The following is a 23,928-nucleotide window of genomic DNA, read 5'->3' on the forward strand; positions in this document are numbered from 1 at the left end:
GGCTATAGGCTGCCCTGCAGGGGCCGGCAAGCGCGCGCGGCGCGCCGGCCGGCCCGGCGCCGTCAGACCCCGGGGGCCACCAGCGGCCGCAGGGATTCTGCCAGATCCGTGAGGCTCAGTCCGCCCTTCTGCAGGACCCGATCGGCACGCCCCGCGAGCCGCCTGCGGTCATCGGCCGTGATGTCCTTGGCGGTGAGGACGACGACAGGGATATCACGCCACTCGGCTCGCTCGCGCAGGGCTCTCAGGAAGCCGAAACCGTCCATCTCCGGCATCATCAGGTCGAGGAGGATGAGGCAGGGCTTCTTGGCGGCCGTCGCCTCCAGGCCGGCCACGCCGTTCTCGGCGGAGGCGACACGCCAACCCTCGCGCGTCAGCATCGCGGACAGTCGCTCGCGGGCATCCGGATCATCGTCGATGATCAGCACCGGGCCCTTGTGTTCTGAGGGCTTGAACCGCTCCATGGCCGACTTGAGCTGGCCCCACTCGATCGGCTTCTGCAGGTAGTCGGTGGCGCCCAGCGAGAAGGCGAGGTTCTGCTCGTCGAGCACCGTCACCATGATGATCGGCGTCGCTCCAAGATCCGGGTCGGCCCGCAAGGTGCGAAGCACCGACCAGCCATCCATACGCGGCATGGTGACGTCGAGGAGGATGACCCGGGGCTTGAGCTCGCGCGCCCGCTCGAGACCCTCGCGCCCGTCACGCGCCGTGGCCACGGCGAAGCCGTCGCGTTCCAGGAAGCGCGCGAGGAGGTCGCGCGTTGCCGAGTCGTCGTCGATGATCAGGACATGGCCGCCTGCGATCGGTCGTGCTTCCCCGGTCCGGTGCAGGGCATCATGGTCGTGATGAGCCGCGTCGACCGGGTTCGGGGGCACGTAGGTCGCGGGCACCGCCAGGGTGAAGGTCGTGCCAGCCCCCTCCTCGCTCTCCACCTCGATGCGGCCACCCAGCATCTCGGCGAAGGCGCGGGTGATGGCTAGGCCGAGGCCGGTGCCGCCGAACCGGCGGGTGGTCGAGGCGTCGGCTTGGGTGAAGCGCTGGAACAGCTTGGCCTGCTGCTCCGGATTCATGCCGATACCGGTGTCCGTCACGCGGAAGACGAGCCAGTCGGCCCCCTCGCGTGCCGTGCGGTTGACCGCCAGGGTGATGCGCCCGGCTTCCGTGAACTTCGCCGCATTGCTCAGGAGATTGATGAGGCACTGGCGCAGTTTGGTCTGGTCGGTCTGCGCCTCGCCGAGGTGGTCCGCGATCTCGAGGGCGAGGCTGTTGCCCTTCTTGTCGACCAGCGATTCCACGGTGGCGGCGACGTCGCGCACGGTCTCGGCCACCGGGAAGGCCTCGGCATAGATCTCCATGCGCTCGGCCTCGATCTTCGAGAGGTCGAGGACATCGTTGATGAGGCCCAGCAGGTGGCGGGCGTTCGCCTCGATCTTGCGCATGTCGGCGAGGAGCCCCTCCTCGCCGAGATCCTCGATCTCCTCCTGCAGCATCTCGGAATAGCCGATCACCGCCGAGAGCGGGGTCCGCAACTCGTGGCTCATGTTGGCCAGGAACTGGCTCTTGGCGCGGTTGGCTTCCTCAGCCGCCTCCTTGGCGGCCTCCAGAGCGAGTTCCGCTTCCTTGCGGGCGGTGACGTCGGAATGGGTGCCGACCCATTCGCGGATGCTGCCGTTCTCTTCCAGGATCGGGACGGCGCGGGCCGACATGATCCGCCACACCCCATCCTGGCGGCGGACGCGGTGCTCGATCTCGTAGGGCGAAAGGGTTTCCAGGGCCTGGAGCCAGGCCGCGTTGGTGCGTTCACGGTCGTCGGGATGAATCGAGCCCAACCAGCCGGCTCCAGAGGCCTCCTGGGGCGTCTGACCCGTGAAGCGGGTCCATTCGGAGGGGGTAACCTCGAAGCCGCCCTCGGGGTTGGTCGTCCAGACAATGGCGGTGGTGGCTTCGGTGAGGGAGCGGAAGCGCTCCTCGCTGTGGCGCATGCGCTCCTCGGAGAGCTTGCGCAGGGTCTCGTCCGAGACCACGAGGCCGACGCCGTCGGCTTGGACGCCGCCGGCGCGCGCCGAGCCGGTCCGTCCGCGCAGGGGATAGAAGCTCATCTGGAAGTGACGCACCCCGCGTGGTGCGCTCGGGGTCGGCACCGCCACGTCGACGTTGGTGGTCACCAGGCCCTCGTCGCGGGCGGCCTTGAGCTTCGGAATGAGCTGCTCCTGCAGCGTCGGCACGTTCGCCCAGATGGGCGCACCGAGATCGGCGCCGAAGCCGCGCTCGTTCATGGTGGCGAGCGCCCGGTTCATGTGCTGGATCGTCAGGTCACGGTCGAGGAAGCCGAGGCCGACGGGTGCGTTGGCGAAGACGCCGTCGAGGAGAGCGGCCGTGCGCTGCTCGTCGCGACGGCGCACCAGGGCAAGGCGCCCGAGCAAGCCAACCGCACCCAGGGCCGCGGCGATCGACACCAGCAGCAGCACGAGCGAGAGCACCCGGTCCCGCTCCTCGCTGGTGGCAAGGACGGCGTTGGCGTGGTTTTGGACACCTTTGGCGGCCGCCCGCACCCCGTCCATGGTGCGCTTGCCCTCGCCCATGCGCGCAAGCGAGACGGCCGCGTCGTAGCCCTGGTTCCGGCGCAGGTCGATGACGTGGGCGGCGTAGCTCCGCTTCGCCTCCACGAATCGGCGCAGGTTGCGCATGTGCTCGGGCGCCTGGGCATCGGTCTGCTTCGTCAGGGCCTCGATGGTGTCGAGCTGCCCGTCGATGGTGTTCTGGGCCGCCTGATAAGGCTCGAGGTAGGGGTCCTCACCGAACAGCACGAAGCCGCGCATGCCGGTCTCGAGCTCGACCATGTTCGACAGCAGGCGTTCGCTCTCGCTGAGGATCGCGTGCTGGCGCGCCGCTTCGCTGCGGCTGGCCTCGCCGGCCAGGTAGTTTCCGATGCCGGCCGCTATCGCGATGCCGATGAGCACCAGGGCGAGAGGAGAACTTGGCAGGCCCGCGAGGACGCGGGGCTTGCGCCAACCACGATCGGGACGCTTCGGGTAGTCGCTGGTCATGCGATGCGGTTCACGGGGTTGACGCCCGGGCGGGCGGGAGGAGGGGCCGACGTGGGCACGGCGGTGAAGGGGTTCCGCACCGGCTCCAGTGCGACGGGATCGGAGGAGCATGATCACGGCTCCGACGCTCGCAAACGCGCCGGCACCATTTCCGTTCATACTGGAGCTCGCCGCGCCGCGTGCGATGTGCGCTCAATCGGCACCTTCGTCCGGGATGGCGAGACGCGTGCCGCAGGCCTTGCAGTGGACTGCGTCGCTGTCGTGGCGCTGCAGGCCGCAGGCCGGGCAGGGAAATCGCACCTTGGGGGGGCGGAAGAGCACCTGTGCGAGACGCAGAAACAGCGTCACGCCGAAGATCATGACGGCGACCGAGATCAGGCGCCCGGTCGGCCCCGGGAGGGTGATGTCGCCGTAACCGGTGGTCGTGAGCGACGTCACCGTGAAATAAAGCGCATCGATGGCGTTGCCGATCGCCGGATTGCTGCCGTGCTGCGTCGCGTAGACGATCCCGGTCATCACGAAGACGAAGACCGCGAGGTTGGTGGCGGCCAGGATCGCATCCTCGTTGGCGCGAAACACCGTGCTGTCGGCGCGGAGCCGATCGAGGAGCTGATAGGTGCGCAGGAGGCGTAGGGTCCGGAGAATGCGCAGAAAGCCGACCCCCTCCCCCACGACCGGCGCGAGGAACGACACCACCGCGGCGATGTCGGCCCAGGTGGAGAGGTGCAGGAATTCCTGCGCCCGGTTCCGGCTGATGGCGAGGCGCGCCAGGAAGTCGAGGAGGACGACGAGGCCGAGGACGACGTCGATTCCCTCGATCCAGGGGTACCGCGGCAGGAACGAGGTCACCACGACGTAGGCGACGGTGGCTACGTCGAAGACGAGGAGGCCGTAGCGGAAGCGATGCGCCCCGTCGGTATCTCCTTCGTAGAGTCCGGCGAGGCGTGCGGCGAGCGAGGTCATGGCGGGAGAACGGTCGATCGGGGTTGGTCGATCAGCGCCGCAGCCGATTGCCGAGAACGAAGCCGAACAGGCCCATCAGGATGATGCCGGCCGCGCCTTCGATGCCCACCAAGAGATTGGTGACGCGGCCGACCGGCTTCACGCCGATCTCGGGAGGATTGGCGGTCATCATGTTGAGGGCGCTGTAGCTCACCAGATCGAGGGGGTTGTAGGTCGCCCGTCCGTCGCCCCCTTCCGGGATCAGGCCGCCGGTCAAGCCATAGAGAACCGCGAAGACGAAGATCAGAATGACGAAGGCGCGGGCGATGCGCGACAGGCTCTCGCCATAGTCGCAGAGCCACTCCACGAAGCGATCCGCAACCCATTGATAGCCGTGGCGGGCAAGGTCCGGCCCCACGCGTTTCTCCCAGGCCGCCCGGGCCTGGGCCCCCGCGTGGAACCGGCCCATCCGGCGGCCGCGCTTATAGGCCCAGCTCGCCGCATCCTGGCTGCCGATGCTCTTGAAGTTCTGTTCCAGGGCGAGGTAGCTCGCCTGCGCGGCGACGTAGTCCCGGGCGATCTCCTCGCCCACCGCGCCGCCGAGTTGGTCCACCCGCATCCGGGTGCCGTTGAGCCAAGCTCCGGCGAAGCGCGCATGGCGCAAGTCGCAGGTGGAAAGATTGAGCCGCACCAGGCTGGTCTCGGACAGGTCAGCCCCGGACAGATCAGCTCCATCGAGCTTTACCCCGGTGAGATTGGCGCCTCGCAGGCGTGACCCGCTCAGCTGGGTCTTCTTCAGGCTGGCGCCCTCGAAATCCGCGTAGGTGAGGTTGACGCCCACGAGCTTGACCTCGTCCAGGCGAGCGCCGCGGAAATGCGTGTAGTCGGCATCCGCATCGGTGAAGTCGGCGCCCCAGAGGTCTGCACCATCGAAATTGGCGCCGTCGAGAAGAGCCCGGCGGAGCTTGGCGAAGCGCATCGCAGCCCCCCCGAAATGGGCATCCTCCAACATGGCGTCGTCGAAGTTGGCCTCGCCGCCGGCAATGCCCGTGAAGCGGGCACCGCTGAGATCGGCGCCGGCGAAGTTCGCTTCCTCCACCGTGGCACCGGCGAAGCGCGCGGAGCGTCCGAGGGCTCCGGCGAGATTGGCTCCCGCAAGGTTGGCGCCGGTGAGATCCGTGTCCTCCAGGTGCGCGTCGGTGAGGTCCGCTCCCGCGAGGGCAAAACCCGCCTGCTTCGGGTCCCACCAAGCCGGTGGTTCCAGGGCCTCGCCGAGCCGGGCCGCCAGGGCGTCCCGCCCCAGGGGCAGGCCGCCGAGGTCGCGGGCTTCACCATCGAAAAAGCCCGTGAAGGCTGCGGAGTCGAGGCGGGCGAGGAGCACGTCGACCCGCGCGCGCGCTGCGGCGGTCGCCTCTGCGTCAGGCTCCATGTCCAGCCTCCCGGCGGGTCATGCTGGCACCATTCCGGACCTGGGACGTTCCGCAACGCTTGGCCACGACGTGCCGGCGACGGCGCGAGAGGTGAAGTGTGGCGGGGACATGGATGGCACTCGGCCTGAAGGCCTTCGGCGTGCTTCTGGTGGCAGCGACGCTGCTGCCGTTCGTTCCCAGCAATTCCGGCTTCATCCGCACCTTCGATTTCCCGCGACTGCAGATTGCGGCCCTGATCGTGCCGGTGATCCTGAGCCTGCTGCTCGTCGCCCGCGATGCCGCGGGGCTGACGCTCGCCGCGGGCCTCGTGGCAGCCCTAGCCTACCAGCTGTTCTGCATCTACCCGTTCACGCGTCTGGTCTCGCCGCAGGCCGTGGCCGCGGAGAACGGCGCCTGCCGCTCCACGTCCGGCGTATCGATCATGATCGCCAACGTGCTCGAGTCCAATCGTGCCTACGCGCCGATCCTCGATCTCATCGCCGCGCAGGATCCCGACCTGCTGCTGCTGGTCGAGACAGATCTGGCCTGGGCGCAGGCGCTCGAGCCCCTCAGGGCCCGTTATCCCCATGTGCTGGCCCAGCCTCAGGCCAACACCTACGGGCTGATGTTCTATTCGAAGCTCCCCCTGACCGAGCCGCAGGTGCGCTTCCTCCTGGAGGACGACGTCCCCTCCGTCCGCACGGGCGTGACCCTGCGCACCGGCGAGACCTTCACGTTCTTCGGCGTGCATCCGCGCCCGCCCCACCCCGGCCAGAGCAGCGCCGCGCGCGATGCCGAGCTCGTCCTGGTGGCCCGCGAGGTGAAGGCGGAGGGGCGTCCCGCGGTGGTGGCGGGCGATCTCAACGACGTCGCCTGGTCCAAGACCAACGACCTCTTCCAGCGGATCAGCGGACTCCTCGATCCGCGTATCGGACGCGGTCTCTATCCGACCTTCAACGCGAAATGGCCGCTGCTGCGCTGGCCTCTGGATCACATCTTCTTCAGCGACGACTTCCTGCTCGGCCGGATCGAGCGCCTGAGCCATATTCAATCCGACCATTTCCCGATCCTCATCAGCCTGTGCCGCAGCGATCGGGCTCCGCACCTGCAGGAGGCACCGGAGGCTACGGTGGACGATCATGCGGACGCCCGGGAAGCCCTGGAGGCCGCGCCCTGATGTTTCGTCGCCGCCGGCGCGCTCAATGCTGGGCGACGCCCGCCGCCATGTTGATCGCAAGTGCCAGGACGCTGGTGTTGAAGAAGTAGGCGTAGATTGTCTGCACCGTCGCGATGCGGCGCATCGCCTTGCTGGTGATGTCGGTGTCCGAGGTCTGGGACGTCGCCCCGATGGTGGCGGAGAAGTAGAAGAAGTCCCAGAAATCCGGGTTCTCGTCGCCGTTGAAGTCGAGTCCACCGCGGGAGGTGTCGGTATCGGCGCCGTAGTAGAGGTGCGCGTAATGCACCGTGAACACGACCTGCACGAAGAGCCAGGCACAGATCATCGTGGCGGCCGCGAGGGCAAGGTGGGTCAGGCGATAGGCTTCGCTGCCGTTTCCTCCGAGAACCAGCATGGCTACGGCACCGAAGCTTGCCGCCGCCGCCAGGATCGCGAAGAGCGTGACGGTGAAGGCACTGTCATCGAGGCGCGAGGCCTCGGCGCGAAGGGAATCCTGCGACTGACGCACGGCCTTGCCGACGATGAGCCCGCAATAGACGAGAACCCCGAGGCACCAACCGATGAGAAGCCGGACCGACAGGTCGGCGAAGGGCAGGATGAGGGCGAGCACCAGGGTGAGCCCGACGCTGACGAGGAGGCGCGGCCGAAGCCAGAAAGCCTGGATGGGATTGAGCATGCGCCGCCTCGAAGGAGTGAGCTCCGTCCCTGCTCCTGCGCCCGCGCGTGCCCTATCCGCAAGCCTTGTCGCAGCGTGGTCCACCGCTCCGAACGCGCCGGGCGATCCAGGGCCGCAATGGCAGGAAGAGGCGGTAGGCGACTTCGCCGAGGCCGAGTACGCCCGGCAGGCGAGCGAGCCGCGCGAGGAGGCGCCAGCGCGGCAGGACGGCCCAGAGCGCAGCGAATCCGGCGGCCCCTGAGACCAGGGTGCCATCGGGGCGCCGGACGTGGAAGCGCGCCCGGGCCGCACCCCGCGTGAGGCCCGGTCCGAGCTCCGCAGGGCCTTCGGGCCCCACATTGACCCAAGCGATGCGCTCGGCCCCCTCGGAGCGCCGGTACAGCCGGATCTCCGCGGCACAGAGAGGACAGGCGCCGTCGTAATAGACGGTCAGCGCGGCGCGCGCGGTCTGGAAAGTCGACATAGACAAGACATAGGGCGCACCCGTAACGAAACACGGCCGCGAATCGCTTCGCGGCCGTGTCGGAGTCACTCAGAGGCGCTTAAAGGCGCGCTTGCCAGGCTTCAGCGGCGTGCGAGCGCCTTCAGGGCGTTGCGGCCAGCATAGAGCGCCTGCGAGCCGAGGCCCTCCTCGATGCGGATCAGCTGGTTGTACTTGGCCAACCGATCCGAGCGGGCGAGCGAGCCGGTCTTGATCTGTCCGCAGTTTGTCGCGACCGCGAGGTCGGCGATGGTCGAATCCTCGGTCTCGCCGGAACGGTGCGACATCACGGCGGTGTAGCCGGCGCGCTGGGCCATATCGACGGCCGCCAGCGTCTCAGTCAGCGACCCGATCTGGTTGACCTTTACGAGGATCGAATTGCCGGTCTGCTCGGCGATGCCCCGCGACAGGCGCGTCACGTTGGTCACGAACAGGTCGTCACCCACCAACTGGCAGCGATCGCCGACCCGGTCGGTGAGCAGCTTCCAGCCCTCCCAGTCGTCCTCGGACATGCCGTCCTCGATCGACAGGATCGGGTAGGCATCGACGAGGCCAGCGAGGTAGGCGACCTGCGCCTCGATATCGCGGGTCTGACCCTCACCCTCATAATGGTAGGCGCCGTCCTTGAAGAACTCCGTGGCGGCGCAGTCCAGGGCCAGGACCATGTCGGTGCCGGGCTTGAAGCCAGCGGCCTGGATCGATTGCATCACGAAGTCGAGGGCGGCCTCGGCTGAGGGCAGGTTCGGGGCAAAGCCGCCCTCGTCGCCGACGTTGGTGTTGTGGCCGGCCTTCTTCAGGGCGCCCTTCAGGGTGTGGAACACCTCGGCGCCCATGCGCACGGCCTCGGCAAGCGAGGACGCGCCCACCGGCATGATCATGAATTCCTGGAAATCGATCGGGTTGTCGGCATGCGCCCCGCCGTTGATGATGTTCATCATCGGCACGGGGAGTACCCGGCCCTGCGTTCCGCCGATGTAGCGATAGAGCGGCAGGCCGGCGGTCTCGGCAGCGGCCTTGGCGACCGCGAGCGAGACGCCAAGAATCGCGTTAGCGCCGAGGCGGCTCTTGTTCGGGGTGCCGTCGAGCTCGATCATCGCCTCGTCAATGGCGATCTGATCCTCGGCATCCATGCCGCCGATGGCGTCGAGGATGTCGGATTGCACGGCATTGACCGCCTTGCGCACGCCCTTGCCGCCGTAGCGACCCTTGTCGCCGTCGCGCAGCTCCATCGCCTCGTGCGCACCGGTGGACGCGCCCGAGGGTACGGCTGCGCGGCCGAAGGAGCCGTCCTCGAGCAGCACGTCGACCTCGATGGTCGGGTTGCCTCGGCTGTCGAGGATCTCACGGGCGGCGATGTTGGTGATCGCGGTCATGCAGGCGCCTTCCGGACGTTTCGGCTTGTCGAGGCCTCAATCGTGTGAGGCCGGGTCCCTCCTGGAGGCAGCCATGAAGCCACCTCGGGGATGGGGTGATCCCGCCGAGGCTTATCCGCCAACGCCTCGCGTCCGGCAAGCGCCCTCAGTAACCGGTCGCCTTCAGGCCGACAGATTCTCTGAACCTAGTCCAGGCCGGATCGCGTCAGCGGTCTCCAGCGCCCGACAGCAGCAGTTCAATCTGGGCCATCCCGTTCTCGCGCGCCTTGGCCTCAGTGGGATGATTGCGGTCGGAACGCTGAATCAGCTTTCCCTTCCGGCGAATCGCCCACTGGTATGGACTGCCCGGCGCCTTGGGCGGCTGGATCTCCAGGGTGTAGGGGTAGGTAGCCGTGTTATCGTCGCTCATACCCCCCATATGGCACGCGGACTCCGCGCCTGCCACTCGCCGGGGGCACATGGCTGGCGAAATGGTTGGATTTCGTCATAAAGCCTGATGCCTGCGACGCGGTTCGCTCCCCGTCTTCGGAAGATTTTGCCCATGACGCTACCGCCTTCAGGCGCCGAGAGCCTGCAACTTGGACAGATGACCCCCCTGCCGGGCAGCCCGGACGAAGCCCGCCTGGACCGGGTGCCGAACCCCCATCCGGGCACCGACTATCTTGCCCGCTTCACCGTGCCGGAATTCACCTCACTCTGCCCAGTCACCGGCCAGCCGGATTTCGCGATCCTGGTGATCGACTACGTGCCGGATCAGTGGCTCGTCGAATCGAAGTCGCTCAAGCTCTATCTCACGGCCTTCCGCAATCATGGAGCTTTCCATGAGGATTGCACGGTGGGTATCGGCCTGCGCCTCACCGAGTTGCTGGTGCCCCGTTACCTGCGCATCGGCGGCTTCTGGTACCCACGCGGAGGCATTCCCATCGACGTGTTCTGGCAGACGGGCGAGCCGCCGAAATCCGTGTGGCTTCCGGATCCCGGCGTGCCACCCTACCGGGCTCGCTGAGATCCGCTCCCCTTGAGCGCGGCCTCGGCTCAGGCCGCCGCCATCATCTGCGTCTCGATGCTGGGCCAAGCTGCCTGTGTGGCCAGACGCAGGCGTAAGCCGCTCTCGATCCGGCCGCGCGCGGTCTCGACAATCGGACCGTCGAACGCCACCGGGCGGCAGCGGCCGGGCCGTGGACTGGCGATCCCATCGACGTCCCTCCCCCAGCCCTGCATGGCGTCGCCGCCGAACCAGGCGCGCGCGCCGCTTTCGAAGTACGATTCGGCCGGCAGGCCTTCCGCCAAGAGGATGTCATGCTGGTCGAGTTCCACGTGCCAGTAAGTCACCTGGTCCACGGCTTCTCGACAGATGGCGATGCCGTCGATGAGGTTCATGATGGGCACCAGCACCCCGCCCGCGTTCTGCGCATCGGCGCCAACCAGGACCGGGTGTCCGGGCGACAGGCGGAGATTCCGTACCGGGACGGCCTGGCCGCGGGCATCGGTGCCGAAGGCGCCCGCCAGGATACGCACCGGCCACTGCGTCGCAGGCACGGGATAGGCGTCGGGCCGGACCTCGCGCCGGCCGATCCAGCCGATCGTGCGGTGTCCGCCCGTCGCGGTCACGGCCACATCCCCCACGCGCAGATTCTGGATAGCGACGTCGCCGGCGATGCCATCTCGAACCACCGCAATGCGTGTTCCCGTGGTGAAGCAGACCGGCGCGGCGAACTGGATCCTATCGATGTTTGTCAGGGTATCGGCGGCGCCCGTGGTCTTGTCGGTCACGGTGGTGACCGTGCTCGTCTTGTCGATCGTGAAGTTCGTGCTCGATCCCGTGACGATGAAGGTGTTATAGCCGCCGCCGCCGTCGACCACGTTGCTGTTGCCGTTGCCGATGATCACGTCGTTGCCGGCGCCAGTAATGGCCTTGTCGATCTGCGTGCCGAAAGAGATGCCGATGTTGTTCGTGACGGCGTTGTTAGCGCTGGCGGTACTGAAGGTACCTGGGTTCAGGTTGATTCGGGCGCCCGTGCTGAAGCCGGAGACATCGAGCGTGTTGCCGACTCCGCGATTGTAGAGGGTAACGAAGGGCGTGCTATTTTTGGTAAAATCGAAGTAATCCCGCGATGCGCCCGTGATGTTCGTGTTGAAGCCGTAGGTCTGACCGCCAGCGAAGGTGGAGGTCTTCGATTCGCCGTAGAAGCGCTGGATGGCCAGGATGTCGATGGGCATGGGTGTCTGAGCCCATCCTCCCTGCCAGTCCGCCACGACGGGGCCCTCCGAGGTGAAGGGCGAGGCCGGGTCGCTGTTTCCGTAATAGGACATCAAGGTCCAGAGGTTCTGATCATACGGGCCTCGCACCCCCTCCACCGTATCGCCGTTGTACGGTCCGGAGTGTCCAAGGCCTATAAGATGGCCCGTCTCATGGGCTGCCGTTCCCATGACGTTAGAGTTCTCGAGGCGAAAGTTGTCTCCGGGTGGTAAGTCCGCAAGCCCGGAAATGTTGATTTGGGCTTGACCTCCCGCGGCATTGGGCGAGGTCTGCGAAGGGATGTCTGCACCCCCGATCGGCTGGCGGCCGTTGTTCGGGAAGAAGGTAACGCCGGCCCCCTCGGTCTGATTGCCCAGCACAGCATTTGCTGACTCGGGCGTTGGAATGTACTGAAACGTGATGTCTGCGATATCGGACCACAGCGTCAGAGCAGAAGTATAAGCAGCTTGGCCCTCGGCCGACAGGCCCGCACTGAAAGAGTAGGTGACTGTTCCGCCAGGTGTACCAGCTTCGCTTGTGGATGCGCGAGGAACGCCCTCGCCGTCGTTATAGAACTTGTTCATCCAAGTTTGTGTCTTGCTGAAATCCCCGTAGTTCCAAGTGAACCAAGAATCCTGAGCGATCCGGCCATCCTCATCCAGGCCGGACAGGTACGTGACTTCGTCGCGCTGTCTCGCACTGATGTCTGTCAGGTTGGCCATTCCGTATTCCCCGCAGGTGTGGGGATCGATGTGAACCCCTCTGCGAAGCTTGTGGGACGAGCTGCAAGAATCGATACGGCCGCGAGCGGGTAACGCAGAGCGGTTCGAGGGGCAGGCGCAGGGTCCAAACGCAAACGGGGCAGCCAACTCTCGTTGGATGCCCCGGATCGCCTTCGCACAGTGTCTTCTGCGCTAGATGAGAAACGGCTCAGTAGCCATAACCGTAAGCGGGGGCGCCGTAGCCATAGGCGGGACGGCCATAACCGTCACGAGAATAGGCGTCACGGGCGGCCCCAGCAGCGATCGCGCCAGCAGCAAGACCCGCAATGCCGAGGCCGACGGCAGCGCCGGTCCCGATCCCACGACGACGGCCACCATACGCGTAGCCGCGGCCGTATCCGCGATGGCCGTAGGCATGGCCATGGCCGTAGCCCCCATGACCGTAACCATAGCCACGCGGGCCAGCCTCGGCGGAGGTTGCCGCGGCAAGACCGCCAAGGGAGAGGGTCAAGGCAGAGATCAGAGCAAGCTTGCGCATGGTATCCTTCAGCGTTCGAGAACGAATTGGATAATCCAACGTCAGGATGTTCTGATCGTTCCCATCAACATTCTCGGACGGGGGGACGCGCGGCTTGGTTCATCAACCTTGGTGAATCGCTCCAGCCGTCCAGCGCTAAAGAGCCCTTGCTGAGACTGGCTCGGTTTGAATCGATGCTTTGACCGGTCTCAGGCTTTCTGCCCAGCTGTCCGCGCTTTGGCGAGGCGATCGAAGGCCTGTAACTCGGCGAGCAGGGCCGGCATCGCCCTCAGGGGCACCATGTTCGGTCCATCGGAGGGGGCCTGGTCCGGATCCGGATGCGTCTCGATGAACAGGCCGGCGACGCCAACCGCTACGGCCGCGCGGGCAAGCACGGCAACGAATTCTCGCTGGCCGCCGGAGGTGGCGCCCTGCCCGCCCGGTTGCTGTACGGAGTGGGTTGCATCGAACACCACCGGAGCGCCGTGCGTGACCTGCGCCATGATCGGCAGGCTGCGCATGTCGGAAACGAGGGTGTTGTAGCCGAACGAGGCGCCGCGCTCGGTCACGAGCACGTTGGGATTACCTGCCCTGGTCACCTTCGCAGCAACGTGAGCCATGTCCCAGGGTGCAAGGAATTGACCCTTCTTCACATTCACCACCCGACCAGTGGCGGCCGCCGCGAGGAGGAGGTCGGTCTGCCGGCAGAGGAAGGCCGGGATCTGGAGCACGTCGACGACCTCGGCCGCAGCCGCGCATTGCGCGGACTCGTGCACGTCGGTCAGGACAGGCAGGCCGAAGCGCTCCTTAATCTCAGCGAAGATCGGCAGGGCCTCGGCGAGACCGAGGCCGCGCGAGGTGGTGCCGGAGGTCCGGTTGGCCTTGTCGAACGAGGCCTTGAACACGAGACCGATCTCGAGGCGGTCGGTCATCGCCTTCAGGGCATCGGCGATCTCAATGGCATGGTCGCGACTCTCGAGCTGGCACGGGCCGGCGATCAGCGCGAAGGGCAGGTGGTTCGCGAAGGCGACCGAACCGGCCGTCACGATGGGAGCAGTGGAGGTCACGGACTCGGACGAAGCGATCTCAGGCATGCCGCCGGTCTAGCCCGCCCGCGTCCCCACGGGAAGACCGGCACGTCGGCGAAGCGCGGCCCGGATGCTGGGGATCAGCACGCAGCGGGTCCGTGGAGATGCGAACGGGTCGGTATCGGGTGCCGTCTCGCAACGGAGCGCTGCGCGTCCGGCAATGCCCTCCTGCGGGCGTCCCGTGCCCAGGGCGCTCTGGTGCAGGCGAAGGGCGAGGGTCTCGATAGTCTCGGGCTTCGCGCCGGTGAGCGCACCGGCGGCGAGGCCGATCAGCGCGTAGTACCGCCGAGCCGGCTCCCGCTCCAGGGCAGAGAAGACCATCCGGCGCGCCCGGCAATCGAGGCTCATCCGCTCCGCATCGGACGAGCGGAAGACGGCGCGTGTCCCGTCGCGACCGGCCAGGGATGCCCCGGTGGCGCGGATCATCCGCGCGGAGAGGGCGTCGCAGCCATCCGCCGCTGCTGCAGGAGTCGCAGCGTACAGCGTCGGGACGAGCAGAATCGCGGCGAGCCGAGGGAAGAGCATCATCGGTCCGATCTAGCGCGGGGGACGGACGACGCCCACCACTTACCGCCGCGGAGTCAGCGAACCCGTGGTGTCGCCGTGGCAGGCCTCATGAGCATGCGAGCGCAAGACCCGCGGCAAGGACACCGGATGTGCGCCGGCCTCGTCCTCGAAGGTGCCGGTGAGGGCATCTGCGCCAGCGACGCCCTCGAAGTGAAGCGGCCCGGCCTCGGTCTCCACCGCGAAGTGGATCGTATGAGTGGCGTTGTCGAGGGTGATGTCGGCGGCGGTGCGGGGGCCGCGCTGCTCGGCCCCCTCGTAGGTCAGCCCGTCCCCGTTCGGTGAGCGTCGCAGGGTGATGCGCTGGCCGCTACGCGCTCCGGTCTCCGGCAGGGTACAGAGATCGGCATAGACTAAGGTGCCGGATGCCCAGGCGGTGCGCGCCTGGGCCGGTGCTGCCTCGGTCATGAGCATACAGAGCGTCAGACCGGACCAAACAGATGCGCCGGCGCGCTGCAGCATTCTCGAAGTCGCCGTCCTCAGGGCTGCCATCGCGTTGCCTCCCGGATATGCGCCGCATCATCCGGCGCGCACGTTTCCGGATTGCGACAGAGGATTCAGGCCGCTGAGCGCGCGCGGGCCCTGTGCTCGGCCTCCAGCGATGCAAGAAGGATGCAGAGAGCGATGCCCTCCGCCGCCATCGTCACGTCGCCGAGGCTGGGAAAGGTTGGCGCAAGGCGCAGGACGCTGTCCTTCGGGTCGCGGCCATAGGGCGACGTCGCTCCGGCTGGGGTCAGGGCAATGCCAGCCTCCTTGGCGAGCCGAACCACCTCGGTCGCGGTGCCTTCGCGGGCTTCGACGGTGATGAAGTAGCCGCCCTCGGGCCGGGTCCAACGAGCGGCCCCGGTGCCGGCCAAATGCCGGTCCAAAGCCTCCTGCACGGCCGCGAATTTCGGCGCGATGAGGGCGCGGTGGGCGTCCATATGCGCTTGGAGACCAGCGGCGTCGCGCAGGAAGCGCACGTGACGGAGCTGGTTCAGCTTGTCGGGACCGATGGTCTGCTTGGCGGCGCGAGCCAGGAACCAGCGCGTGTTCTCGGGCGAGCCGGCAAAGACTGCGAGACCGGCACCCGCCAGGGTGATCTTCGAGGTCGAGGCATAGAGGAAGGGCCGGTCCGGATGGCCAGCCTCGGCGCAGGCGGCGAGAATATCGCGCACCGGGTGGCGATCGGTGGTGAGGTGGTGCACCGCGTAGGCGTTGTCCCAGAACAGGCGAAAATCGTGAGCGCCGGTCTTCATCGTGGCGAGGCGCCGAACGGTCTCGTCGGAGAAGATCTCGCCGGACGGGTTGGCGTATTTCGGTACGCACCACATCCCTTTCACGGCTGGGTCGGCGACCAGCGTCTCGACCACATCCATGTCGGGCCCCTGCCCCGTCATCGGCACCGGGATCATGCGGATCCCGAACTCCTCGCAGAGAGCGAAGTGGCGGTCGTAGCCCGGCACCGGGCAAAGGAAGATCGGGGTCTCGCCCTGCGACCATGGCTGCTCGGAGCCGGGCACGCCCTTCAGGAGAGCCCACACGATGGTGTCGTGCATCAGGGCCAAGCTGGAATTGCCGCCGACCACGATCTGATCGGCCGGCGCAGCGATGAGGTGAGAGAACAAGGCCCGCAGCTCGGGCAGGCCCTGCTGACCACCGTAATTGCGCGCATCCTCTTTCGCCGCGGTCGTGTAGTCGCCGTTGCCCGGCAACGCGAGCATGCCATTGGAGAGATCGAGCTGCTCGGGGGCCGGCTTGCCGCGCGTCATGTCGAGCTTGAGGCCGCGGGCCTTGAAGGCGTCATAGGCGCTGCGAGCCTGCACGTGCAGGTCCGCGAGGTCAGCCGTGCTGCGGTCGGCGATCGTCGTCATGATAGGCTCAAGTCCGGGTATGGCCGCGCGGGCGTTCAAGAAGCGCGCGCACCATGACGCCTTGCGCCGCCTGCGTCACCCCGCGCGCGCGCGGGGCTCGCGGCCCCAGGGTTGCGTGGCATGCCAAGCGACGCGGCCATGTGCGTCCGCCTCTTCTGCCGGGCCTGGAAATGGACGCAGCCCTCGGAATCGGGGGGCGTACGTCGGAAACACGAGAGCGCCGGCCCTCGTGGAGGACCGGCGCTTCGGCGCCTTGCTGGAGCGCTCCGAGCGGCGAGCCGCCCGTTCCGGATCAGCCCGCCTTGTTCAGGGCCACCGCGACGAAGCGCGTGATACCCTTGGCGTTCTTGACCCGCATCAGCACCGCCTTGCGACCGCTCGTCTCGGCGGAGCGGACGCGCTCGGCCACCTCCGAAGGCTGCGAGACGCTGGAGCCTGCCACATCCAAGATGATGTCGCCCTGCTCGATGCCCTTGGCCGCGGCCGGACCGTCGGGATCGACCTCCATCACGGCGACGCCCTCGGAGCCGGCACCGACCTCGGATGCGGGAGCCAAGCTCAAGCCCAGGCGGGGCTGGCCGTTGGTCGAGGAGCCGCGATCGTTGCCTGCCACCTTGGTATCGTTGGGCAGGACGCCGAGTTCCACCGTCGCGGTGTCGGACTTGCCGCCGCGCAGGTAGGTCAGCTCGACCTTGGCCCCCGGCTTAATGCCGGCGATCTTCCGGGACAGCTCCTTGGCATCGTTGATCGGAGTCCCGTTGACCGATTCGATCACATCGCCGGACTTCAGGCCGGCTTTCGCGGCCGGGGTCCCCGCCTCGGCATGATCCACCAGGGCGCCCTTGGCCTTGTCGAGGCCGAGTCCGTCGGCGATGTCCTTCGTCACCGGTTGGACCTGCACGCCGAGGTAGCCGCGTGCCACCTTGCCGTCGGCTCGGAGCTGGTCGACCACCGCCTGGACGGTCTCGGCCGGGATGGCGAAGGCCAAGCCGACGCTGCCGCCGGAGGGCGATGCGATAGCGGTGTTCACGCCAACCACCTCACCGCCGACGTTGAAGGTCGGGCCGCCGGAATTACCCTTGTTGATCGGCGCATCGATCTGCAAGAAGTCATCGTAGGGGCCGGCACCGATATCGCGTCCGCGGGCCGAGACGATGCCCGCCGTCACCGTGCCGCCGAGGCCGAACGGGTTGCCGATGGCCACCACCCAGTCACCGACGCGGGGCGCTGACTTGCTGAGGGAGACGTAGGGGAAGGTGCCGCCCTCAGTGATCTTGAGCAGGGCGAGGTCGGTCTTAGGATCCTTGCCGATCACCTTCGCATCAAGGGTGCGGTTGTCGTCCAGGGTCACCTGCACCGACTTGGCCTTGTCGACCACATGGTTGTTGGTGACAACGTAGCCATCCGCCGAGATGATGAAGCCCGAACCCATGGCGCCGCGTTGTCCCTGGCGCTTGGGCATGCCGAAGCCCTGGCCAGGCCCCCCCTGACCCGGTCCGCCCTGGCCGAAGCGCTTGAAGAACTCACGCAGCTGCGGCGGGACCTGCTGTCCCTGGCCCTGGCCAGGGCCGTCCTCGTCGTCGGCATCTGCACTGTCGTCGAGCTTCACCTTCACGGCGACGACGCCCGGCTTCACCTTGTCGACGACGCTGGCGAAGGAGCCCGGCGGATGGTCAGGGGTCTCGATCGGGTTCTTGGAAAGGGATTGGGCGTAGGCCGGGGTGGCCGGCTGGGTCAGCCCAACGCCAGCCGCGCCGGTCGCCACGAGGGCAGCCACGGCGACGGAGGCGAGAGCGTTACGGCGCAGACGGTTGGGCTGAGCGGTCATAGGGGTCTCCGGATCGGGTGGCCGCCATCGGCAGGCCGTGATCCGGTTTGTAGAGAGCGCAGCCTGACCCGGGCGTGGCGTGAAGATTACGGTTTGGACAGGTTCGCAGCGATCGGCTGGGGGGTAAGTCCGGACCGCCAGCGTAGATCGAGGAGAAGCCCAAACGGGTGGGTATCAAGGACGGGGGTGATGGGGAGGCCCGCGGCGTGCAACAGGCGTGCCGCCCAGTGGTTGCAGACGTTGGCGTAGGAGAAGCGCCCCGTCCCGTCGTAGAACAGGCTCGGCCCGTAGAGCCCCGGACCACCTGCCACGGGCTGTCCGTCGATGACGCGGAAACTCCATTCCAGACGGGCGAGAAGGCGCGACAGACCGGGTTTCGAGACCCGCAGCCGCACGAGGTCCGAAAAGGGAAAGCTGTCACGCACCGGCCGCTCGAGTCCGACCACCTGGACCACCCCCTCCCGTCCGCCCGGCGTAAACAGGGCCGCCAGGGCGAGGCCGAGGTCGAACTGGGCCAGAGTGGGCGTCGCCCGGTAGAAGCGAGCCTCGCCCCAACCGAACTCGATCTGCGGATAGGCGCGGAACCGCGTGGCGATGCTGGCGAGGGCCGGCCCGCTCCCCCCTCCCGTCAGGGCGGCCCGCGGTAGCACGAGGCCGGAATGCCAGCCGTGCGACACCAGCGCGATCTCGATGCTGTCCGCGTCCGCTGGCGGATAAAGGTCCGGGTTGCCCCGCTGCGCCGTCAGCAGTGCGGCGAGGACGATGAGTCCGAACAGGGTGACGATCACGGCGGCAAGGCCCGCGGCCATTCGAGCGAGCCGCCACCGGCCCGTGCGCATGGCTGCGCTATCGGTCAGGGCGCCTGCCATACCTGGCCGTGATAGTCGAACCGGTCTGGCTGGCTCGCGAGGGCGGCGAGGCCCGTCAGCGCGGGATCGTGCACGGCGATGACGCTCGTCGGAATCGCCTCCATCTGCGCCACGAAGGGGGGCTTGTACTCGAAGGCGGCACGGAAGGCGCCGCGCCGGAGCACGTCGATGATGCGGGGCGCGATGCCGCCGCCGATATAGACGCCTCCGGTGGCCAGGAAGGTGAGCGCGAGATCACCACAGACGCGGCCCAGGAACTTGGAAAATAGGTTGAGGGCCGCCGCCGCGTCCGGGTCGGCGCCGTTAAGCCCAGCCTCCGTGACTGCAGCCGGGTCGAGGCGCGGGCCGTCCGCACCGGTGCGCAGCCGGTGCAGGCCCGCATGGAGCCGGGTCAGGCCGGGGCCGGACAGGAGGGCCTCGACGGTGATGCGGCCCTCGACCCGTTCGAGATGCGGCCACAGGGCGAGCTCGGCCGGCGAACTCGGCCCGAAATCCACGTGGCCGCTCTCGGTCGAGACGATGACCAGACGCCGACCCACCGGCAAAAGGGCTGCCGCACCGAACCCGGTGCCGGGCCCGAGGACGAGGCGCGCACCCTGATCGCCGGCCCGGCCCTCCTCGCGGTCCGGGCCGATGGGCGTCAGCTCGGAGGGGCTGATCCCGGCAGCACCGGCCGCCACGGGCACGTAGTCGTTGACCACCACCGAGCGCGACAGGCCGAAATCCTGCCCGATCCGGGCGCCCTCAATCACCCAATGGGCATTGGTGAGTTGCACTGCCGGCCCGTCGACCCGGGCCGCCACAGCCAGGATGGCCGAGCGCGGTGCGGCGCCGCTCCCCTTGGCCAGGGAGGCGCGGATGGCGGCACTGGGATCGGGGTGTCCCGCCGTCTCCTCGTGGGAGAGGAGGACCGGCTTTGCCCCCACCTCGGGGACCAGGGCGAAGCGGGCGTTGGTGCCACCGATGTCGCCGACGAGGACGGGAAATTCGAACATGTGCGTCGCTTCCGTCTGTCCCCCGGGGAACGGGGATTGAGGGATCGGTCGTGAAACGCCGCTCAGGCGGCCGGCAGGGCGTCGGGGTCGATCGGTGCTCCTTCGGCCCAGGCATAAAGCAGGCGGCGCACATCCTCGGGGTCGATGAGGCGGCGGGAGGCGATCGTCTCGGCCCCGCCGATCCGGACGCTGACGCCGCCGGTCTCGTTGATCACCGCGAAGGCCTTCTCATCGGTGAGGTCGTCTCCGAGAAAGATTGCCCGGCGGTCGGCATAGGGCGGGTTCTCGGCAAGCGCCCGGATGGCGTGGCCCTTGGTGGCGGAGGCGGGCACGATCTCGCCCACCGCCTTGCCGAGCTGGAGCCGATAGGCGGATCCGAGGGCGACGGCGGCCGCCTTCACGGCCTCTTCCGCCGCGGCGGCATCGCTCGGGGTGGCGAGGCGCCAATGCACCGCCACGGAGGCGCCCTTGTCCTCGATGAGCACGTGTTCGAGGTCGGTTACGGCCGCATGCAGGGCCGGTACCTGGGCGCGCAGCGCAGGGTGATCCTCGGCGGAGCCGCCCGAGACGACGCCGTCGACGCGCCGCTCGACCCCGTGCAGGCCAGCGACATCGAAGCGGGCGGGGACCAGGAAATCGTCGATCACCCGGATGGGCCGGCCCGTGACGATGGCGAGGGCGCCTCCGAGCCGAGTGCGCAGCTTCTCCAGGGCCGGAGCGAGGGCGGGATCGACCCGGACCTGGTCGGGCTTCGGCGCGATCTCCACCAGGGTGCCGTCGAAGTCGAGATAGAGGGCGAAGGCGGTTGGGTCGGTCACGCAGGTTGTCCCTTCGTCTGATCCGGGCCTGCGCTAGCATGCCCTGCGCCAGGGGAAAACGCGGGATCGGGAAATCGGGAGGTCGGAAAACAGGTCGGGCGCAACACCCTGCCCTATCTGTTCGATCGTCCGATCCCTGTGAGGCAAGGTCCCGCTCGCATGTGGCCCACCCCGATCCCGCCCGGCGCGAACGAGCAGAGCGTCTGGGACTACCCACGCCCGCCCCGCCTGGAGAGGGTCCCCGAGCGGCTGCGGGTTGTACTCGCCGGCCGGGCCATCGCCGAGACCGGTGCCGGATACCGGGTGCTGGAGACCAGCCATCCACCGACTTACTACTTTCCGCCCGGCGATGTGGTGGCCGGGGTGCTCGGGCCCGCCCGCCGGGCCGGCATCTGCGAGTGGAAGGGGCGCGCCGTCCTGTACGACGTCGCGGCGAGCGGGTTCCGCGCCGAGGGCGCGGCCTGGGCGTACCCCGACCCCACGCCGGACTTCACCGCGATCACGGGCTACATCGCCTTCTATGCCGGTCTAATGGAGGCCTGCTTCGTCGGGGACGCGCTTGTGACGCCGCAGCCCGGCGGCTTCTACGGCGGCTGGATCACACCCGGCATCGTCGGCCCGTTCAAGGGCGGCCCCGGCACCATGGGGTGGTGAAGCGCGGGTTGGGCTGAATGGGAGCGCCGCCCATCCAGGCCTCGCCGGACTGCGTCGGGGACGCCTGGCATGAGCGCCCTTTCCCTCAGGAGGTACGACGCAGGGAGATGCGAGTCAGCTCGGAGGGGCGGCCGAGGCGGAGCGCGAAGCCGGCCCACAGGCCCGTTCCGTTGTTGACGTAGAGGGTCATGCCACCCACCCGGTAGGCACCGGAGACGAATCCGTTGTTGCCGCGCGCCACGAGCCGGTCCAGCCCGACGATCATGCCACCGTGGGTGTGGCCGGAGAGCTGCAGCGCCACGCCGCGTGCGGCGGCCCGAGGGGCATTCGCCGGCTGGTGATCGAGGAGCACGATCGGCGTATTCGCGGGCGCACCGGCCAGGGCGGCATCCAAGTCGGGCCCTGGATGGCCGATGGCGGGCGCCGAGCGATCGGTGACCCCCGCCAGCACCAGCGCGTCACCGCCGCGGGTCACGACCGCATGGGCATTGGCGAGGATGTGCATTCCCATGCCGGCAAAGTGGCGCATCCAGGTCTCGACGTCGAAGAAGTACTCGTGGTTGCCGGGGATGGCCCAGACGCCGTCTCGCGCCGTCAGGTGGCGCAGCGGCTCCACGTCGGCTTGCCGGGCCGCGAACGAACCGTCGATGAAATCTCCCGTGACCAGGATCACGTCCGTATCGAGTTCGTTGGCGCGCGTGACGACCGCCTGTGCCCAGCTCGCGGGAAACAGGCGGCTGATGTGCAGGTCGGTGAGATGGAGGATGGTGTATCCCTCGAAGCCCGGCGGCAGGTCCCTGACCTTGACGGCGACGTCCTTCAGGGGCGGCACGCGCACGGCCTGCTGCACCGCGACCCCCGCCAGCAGCGCGACCGCCAGGGCGGCTCCGATGCGCCACGCGGTGGGAACTTCCCAACCACCGCCGGGCAGGGCCAGGGAGACCAGGGCCGCAGCATCGAACGCGAACAGCAGCAGGGCCAGCAGGATGATCGCGCCGAATGCCCCGCTGAACAGCATGACGACCGGCCGCGGGAATTCGGGGGAGAACACGGATCCCGAGGAGAGGCGGCTCCACAGGTGGTACTGTGAGGCGATCAGCAGGATCGCGGCGAGACCGAGCTTGAGCGGGAGTGGCCAGGGGAGCGGCCAGACGCCCCGGGCAACGACGTAGAGGCAGGGCAGACTGAAGATCAGGTGGATCATGGCTGTTCCATGGACCGGAGCATGGTCCGTGCGCAAAGCTTGCCGTTCAGGCGCGTGGCGGCTTCGGGAGCCGCGACCCGCCGGCCTGGGGGCGCCAGGAAGCCTGTAAAGCGGGATGGGGTTATGCGGTGGATCGCGTCTGCGTGCTGGCGCACGCCGGGGTTTGCGCCGCTCGGCCACGCCGGTATGCCAAGTCCGGTCGGCAGGGGACGCAGCCAGGGACGGAGCAGGTGTGATGCACGGTGAGATCGCAAGCGAGCCGCGGGCCCTGGGGCTCTGCCCGGACCGCCTCGAGCGGATCGACGGCTGGATGCGCCGTCTCGTCGATGACGGCAAGGTTGCGGGCCTGTCGGTGATGCTGGCCCGCGGTGGCCGGACGGCCTTCTTCCGGGCCCATGGCCGCGCCGACATCGCGCGTGACGTGCCCTTCGCCCCCTTCACCATCGCGCGCATCTACTCGATGACGAAGCCGCTGACCTCGGTGGCGGTGATGATGCTCTATGAGGAGGGCCGCTTCCAACTCGACGACCCGATCACCCGGTTCCTGCCGGAATTTTCCGATCTGCGGGTTCTGACCGGCGGCAATCGGGCGAAATTCGACAGCGAGCCGGCCCGTCGCCTCATCACGATCCGCGACCTCCTGACCCACACCTCCGGCCTGACCTACGGCTTCATGGAGGCGACCCTCGTGGATGCCCTGTATCGCCAGAACGGCGTCGATTTCGGCGAGACCCAGGAGGCGAGCCTCGCCGAGGTGGTGGGCCGGCTGGCCCGGCAGCCGCTCCTCGCCCAGCCGGGCGCCGAGTGGAACTATTCGGTGGCCACGGATGTCCTCGGACACCTCGTGGCCGTCGTCTCCGGCCGGGACTTCGCCGATTTCCTGCGGCAGCGGGTGCTCGGCCCCCTCGGCATGATCGACACGGACTTTTCCGTGCCGGCCGACAAGCTGCCGCGTCTGGCCGCCAATTACAGCCTGTTCCGGGACCGGACGCTGAAGCTCTACGACGATGCGGTCGGCAGTCGCTTCGCCCGCCCGCCGGCGGTGGCCTCGGGCGGCGGCGGGCTCGTCTCGACCGCGTCTGACTACATGCGCTTCTGCCGCTTCCTCCTCGGGCGTGGCGAACTCGAGGGGACGCGGCTTCTCGGGCGCAAGACCGTCGACCTCATGCTGATGAATCACCTCGACGGGGACCTGGCGTCGATGGGCCAGCCGCGCTTCTCCGAGACCGCCTACACGGGGATCGGCTTCGGCCTCGGCTTCTCGGTGATGCTCGATCCAGCGCGCGCCCAGATCGTCGGTACCCCGGGCGAGGTGGCATGGGGCGGGCTTGCCAGCACCGCCTTCTGGGTCGACCCGGCCGAGGATCTCGCGGTGGTGCTGCTGACGCAGCTGATCCCTTCCTCGGCCCTGCCGCTGCGGCGCGAGTTGCGCGTGCTGACCTACGCCGCCCTGGTGGATTGAGGCCCCCGGA

22 protein-coding genes are annotated in these 23,928 nt (G+C 68.1%); 4 read left to right on the forward strand and 18 right to left on the reverse strand.

Going from position 1 to position 23,928, the window contains the following annotated elements:
- Positions 1-62: 62 nt before the first annotated feature.
- From AC0IY1_RS21295 to AC0IY1_RS21305, 3 genes are all read right to left on the reverse strand, one after another.
- On the reverse strand, positions 63-3,047 hold the full coding sequence (locus AC0IY1_RS21295; protein ID WP_471772208.1) for a response regulator: 2,985 nt from the start codon (positions 3,045-3,047) through the stop codon (positions 63-65).
- A gap of 192 nt (positions 3,048-3,239) precedes the next feature.
- Entirely contained in the window at positions 3,240-4,010 is a 771-nt protein-coding gene (locus AC0IY1_RS21300; protein WP_471772211.1) for a potassium channel family protein, read from the reverse strand.
- 31 nt (positions 4,011-4,041) lie between these two features.
- A complete protein-coding gene (locus AC0IY1_RS21305; RefSeq protein ID WP_471772213.1) occupies positions 4,042-5,418 on the reverse strand; it encodes a pentapeptide repeat-containing protein in 1,377 nt (458 codons plus the stop codon).
- Between the two features lie 113 nt (positions 5,419-5,531).
- Between AC0IY1_RS21305 and AC0IY1_RS21310 the strand changes: the two genes are divergently transcribed.
- A complete protein-coding gene (locus AC0IY1_RS21310; RefSeq protein WP_471772214.1) occupies positions 5,532-6,575 on the forward strand; it encodes an endonuclease/exonuclease/phosphatase family protein in 1,044 nt (347 codons plus the stop codon).
- A 22-nt stretch (positions 6,576-6,597) separates the two neighbouring features.
- On the opposite strand, the gene AC0IY1_RS21315 is transcribed toward AC0IY1_RS21310, so the two are convergent.
- The 4 genes from AC0IY1_RS21315 to AC0IY1_RS21330 all read right to left on the reverse strand — a co-directional run bounded on the left by AC0IY1_RS21315 (position 6,598) and on the right by AC0IY1_RS21330 (position 9,514).
- Positions 6,598-7,251 carry a DUF1345 domain-containing protein gene (locus AC0IY1_RS21315; protein ID WP_471772215.1) on the reverse strand — a complete coding sequence of 218 codons (654 nt, stop codon included), beginning with the start codon at positions 7,249-7,251 and terminating at the stop codon, positions 6,598-6,600.
- Positions 7,252-7,303: 52 nt separating this feature from the next.
- Positions 7,304-7,714 carry a thiol-disulfide oxidoreductase DCC family protein gene (locus AC0IY1_RS21320; protein ID WP_471772279.1) on the reverse strand — a complete coding sequence of 137 codons (411 nt, stop codon included), beginning with the start codon at positions 7,712-7,714 and terminating at the stop codon, positions 7,304-7,306.
- 101 nt (positions 7,715-7,815) lie between these two features.
- Positions 7,816-9,105 (reverse strand): phosphopyruvate hydratase, encoded by a 1,290-nt coding sequence (gene eno, locus AC0IY1_RS21325; RefSeq protein ID WP_055951092.1) that lies wholly within the window; start codon positions 9,103-9,105, stop codon positions 7,816-7,818.
- A gap of 205 nt (positions 9,106-9,310) precedes the next feature.
- Complete coding sequence (locus AC0IY1_RS21330) at positions 9,311-9,514, reverse strand: hypothetical protein (protein WP_055951167.1); 204 nt, start codon at positions 9,512-9,514, stop codon at positions 9,311-9,313.
- Between the two features lie 132 nt (positions 9,515-9,646).
- On the opposite strand from AC0IY1_RS21330, the gene queF reads away from it, so the two are divergent.
- Positions 9,647-10,111, forward strand: coding sequence for a preQ(1) synthase (gene queF, locus AC0IY1_RS21335; protein WP_471772217.1), 465 nt, complete (start codon positions 9,647-9,649; stop codon positions 10,109-10,111).
- 29 nt (positions 10,112-10,140) lie between these two features.
- Here queF and AC0IY1_RS21340 read toward each other — a convergent pair whose 3' ends face one another.
- From AC0IY1_RS21340 to otsB, 10 genes are all read right to left on the reverse strand, one after another.
- Positions 10,141-12,066 carry a Hint domain-containing protein gene (locus tag AC0IY1_RS21340; RefSeq protein WP_471772220.1) on the reverse strand — a complete coding sequence of 642 codons (1,926 nt, stop codon included), beginning with the start codon at positions 12,064-12,066 and terminating at the stop codon, positions 10,141-10,143.
- 208 nt (positions 12,067-12,274) lie between these two features.
- Positions 12,275-12,604, reverse strand: coding sequence for a hypothetical protein (locus tag AC0IY1_RS21345; RefSeq protein ID WP_082512974.1), 330 nt, complete (start codon positions 12,602-12,604; stop codon positions 12,275-12,277).
- A gap of 188 nt (positions 12,605-12,792) precedes the next feature.
- Positions 12,793-13,677 (reverse strand): 3-deoxy-8-phosphooctulonate synthase, encoded by an 885-nt coding sequence (kdsA, locus tag AC0IY1_RS21350; protein ID WP_471772222.1) that lies wholly within the window; start codon positions 13,675-13,677, stop codon positions 12,793-12,795.
- 9 nt (positions 13,678-13,686) lie between these two features.
- Positions 13,687-14,199: a hypothetical protein gene (locus AC0IY1_RS21355; RefSeq protein WP_471772225.1), complete on the reverse strand. Its 513-nt coding sequence runs from the start codon at positions 14,197-14,199 to the stop codon at positions 13,687-13,689.
- 39 nt (positions 14,200-14,238) lie between these two features.
- Positions 14,239-14,643 (reverse strand): hypothetical protein, encoded by a 405-nt coding sequence (locus AC0IY1_RS21360; protein WP_471772227.1) that lies wholly within the window; start codon positions 14,641-14,643, stop codon positions 14,239-14,241.
- A 149-nt stretch (positions 14,644-14,792) separates the two neighbouring features.
- Positions 14,793-16,088, reverse strand: coding sequence for an aspartate aminotransferase type Ic (locus AC0IY1_RS21365; protein ID WP_471772228.1), 1,296 nt, complete (start codon positions 16,086-16,088; stop codon positions 14,793-14,795).
- Between the two features lie 292 nt (positions 16,089-16,380).
- Entirely contained in the window at positions 16,381-17,916 is a 1,536-nt protein-coding gene (locus tag AC0IY1_RS21370; protein ID WP_471772230.1) for a Do family serine endopeptidase, read from the reverse strand.
- Positions 17,917-18,002: 86 nt separating this feature from the next.
- Positions 18,003-18,725, reverse strand: a complete 723-nt coding sequence (locus AC0IY1_RS21375) for a DUF2459 domain-containing protein (protein ID WP_471772232.1) — start codon at positions 18,723-18,725, stop codon at positions 18,003-18,005.
- Between the two features lie 44 nt (positions 18,726-18,769).
- Positions 18,770-19,780, reverse strand: a complete 1,011-nt coding sequence (locus tag AC0IY1_RS21380; RefSeq protein WP_471772234.1) for a glucokinase — start codon at positions 19,778-19,780, stop codon at positions 18,770-18,772.
- A 62-nt stretch (positions 19,781-19,842) separates the two neighbouring features.
- Positions 19,843-20,598, reverse strand: coding sequence for a trehalose-phosphatase (otsB, locus tag AC0IY1_RS21385; protein ID WP_471772235.1), 756 nt, complete (start codon positions 20,596-20,598; stop codon positions 19,843-19,845).
- A 159-nt stretch (positions 20,599-20,757) separates the two neighbouring features.
- On the opposite strand from otsB, the gene AC0IY1_RS21390 reads away from it, so the two are divergent.
- A complete protein-coding gene (locus AC0IY1_RS21390; RefSeq protein WP_471772237.1) occupies positions 20,758-21,252 on the forward strand; it encodes a DUF427 domain-containing protein in 495 nt (164 codons plus the stop codon).
- A gap of 85 nt (positions 21,253-21,337) precedes the next feature.
- On the opposite strand, the gene AC0IY1_RS21395 is transcribed toward AC0IY1_RS21390, so the two are convergent.
- Positions 21,338-22,456, reverse strand: a complete 1,119-nt coding sequence (locus AC0IY1_RS21395; protein WP_471772239.1) for a metallophosphoesterase — start codon at positions 22,454-22,456, stop codon at positions 21,338-21,340.
- Between the two features lie 235 nt (positions 22,457-22,691).
- On the opposite strand from AC0IY1_RS21395, the gene AC0IY1_RS21400 reads away from it, so the two are divergent.
- Complete coding sequence (locus tag AC0IY1_RS21400; protein ID WP_471772241.1) at positions 22,692-23,918, forward strand: serine hydrolase domain-containing protein; 1,227 nt, start codon at positions 22,692-22,694, stop codon at positions 23,916-23,918.
- Positions 23,919-23,928: the final 10 nt, after the last annotated feature.

Source organism: Methylobacterium sp. AC690 (assembly GCF_979256535.1).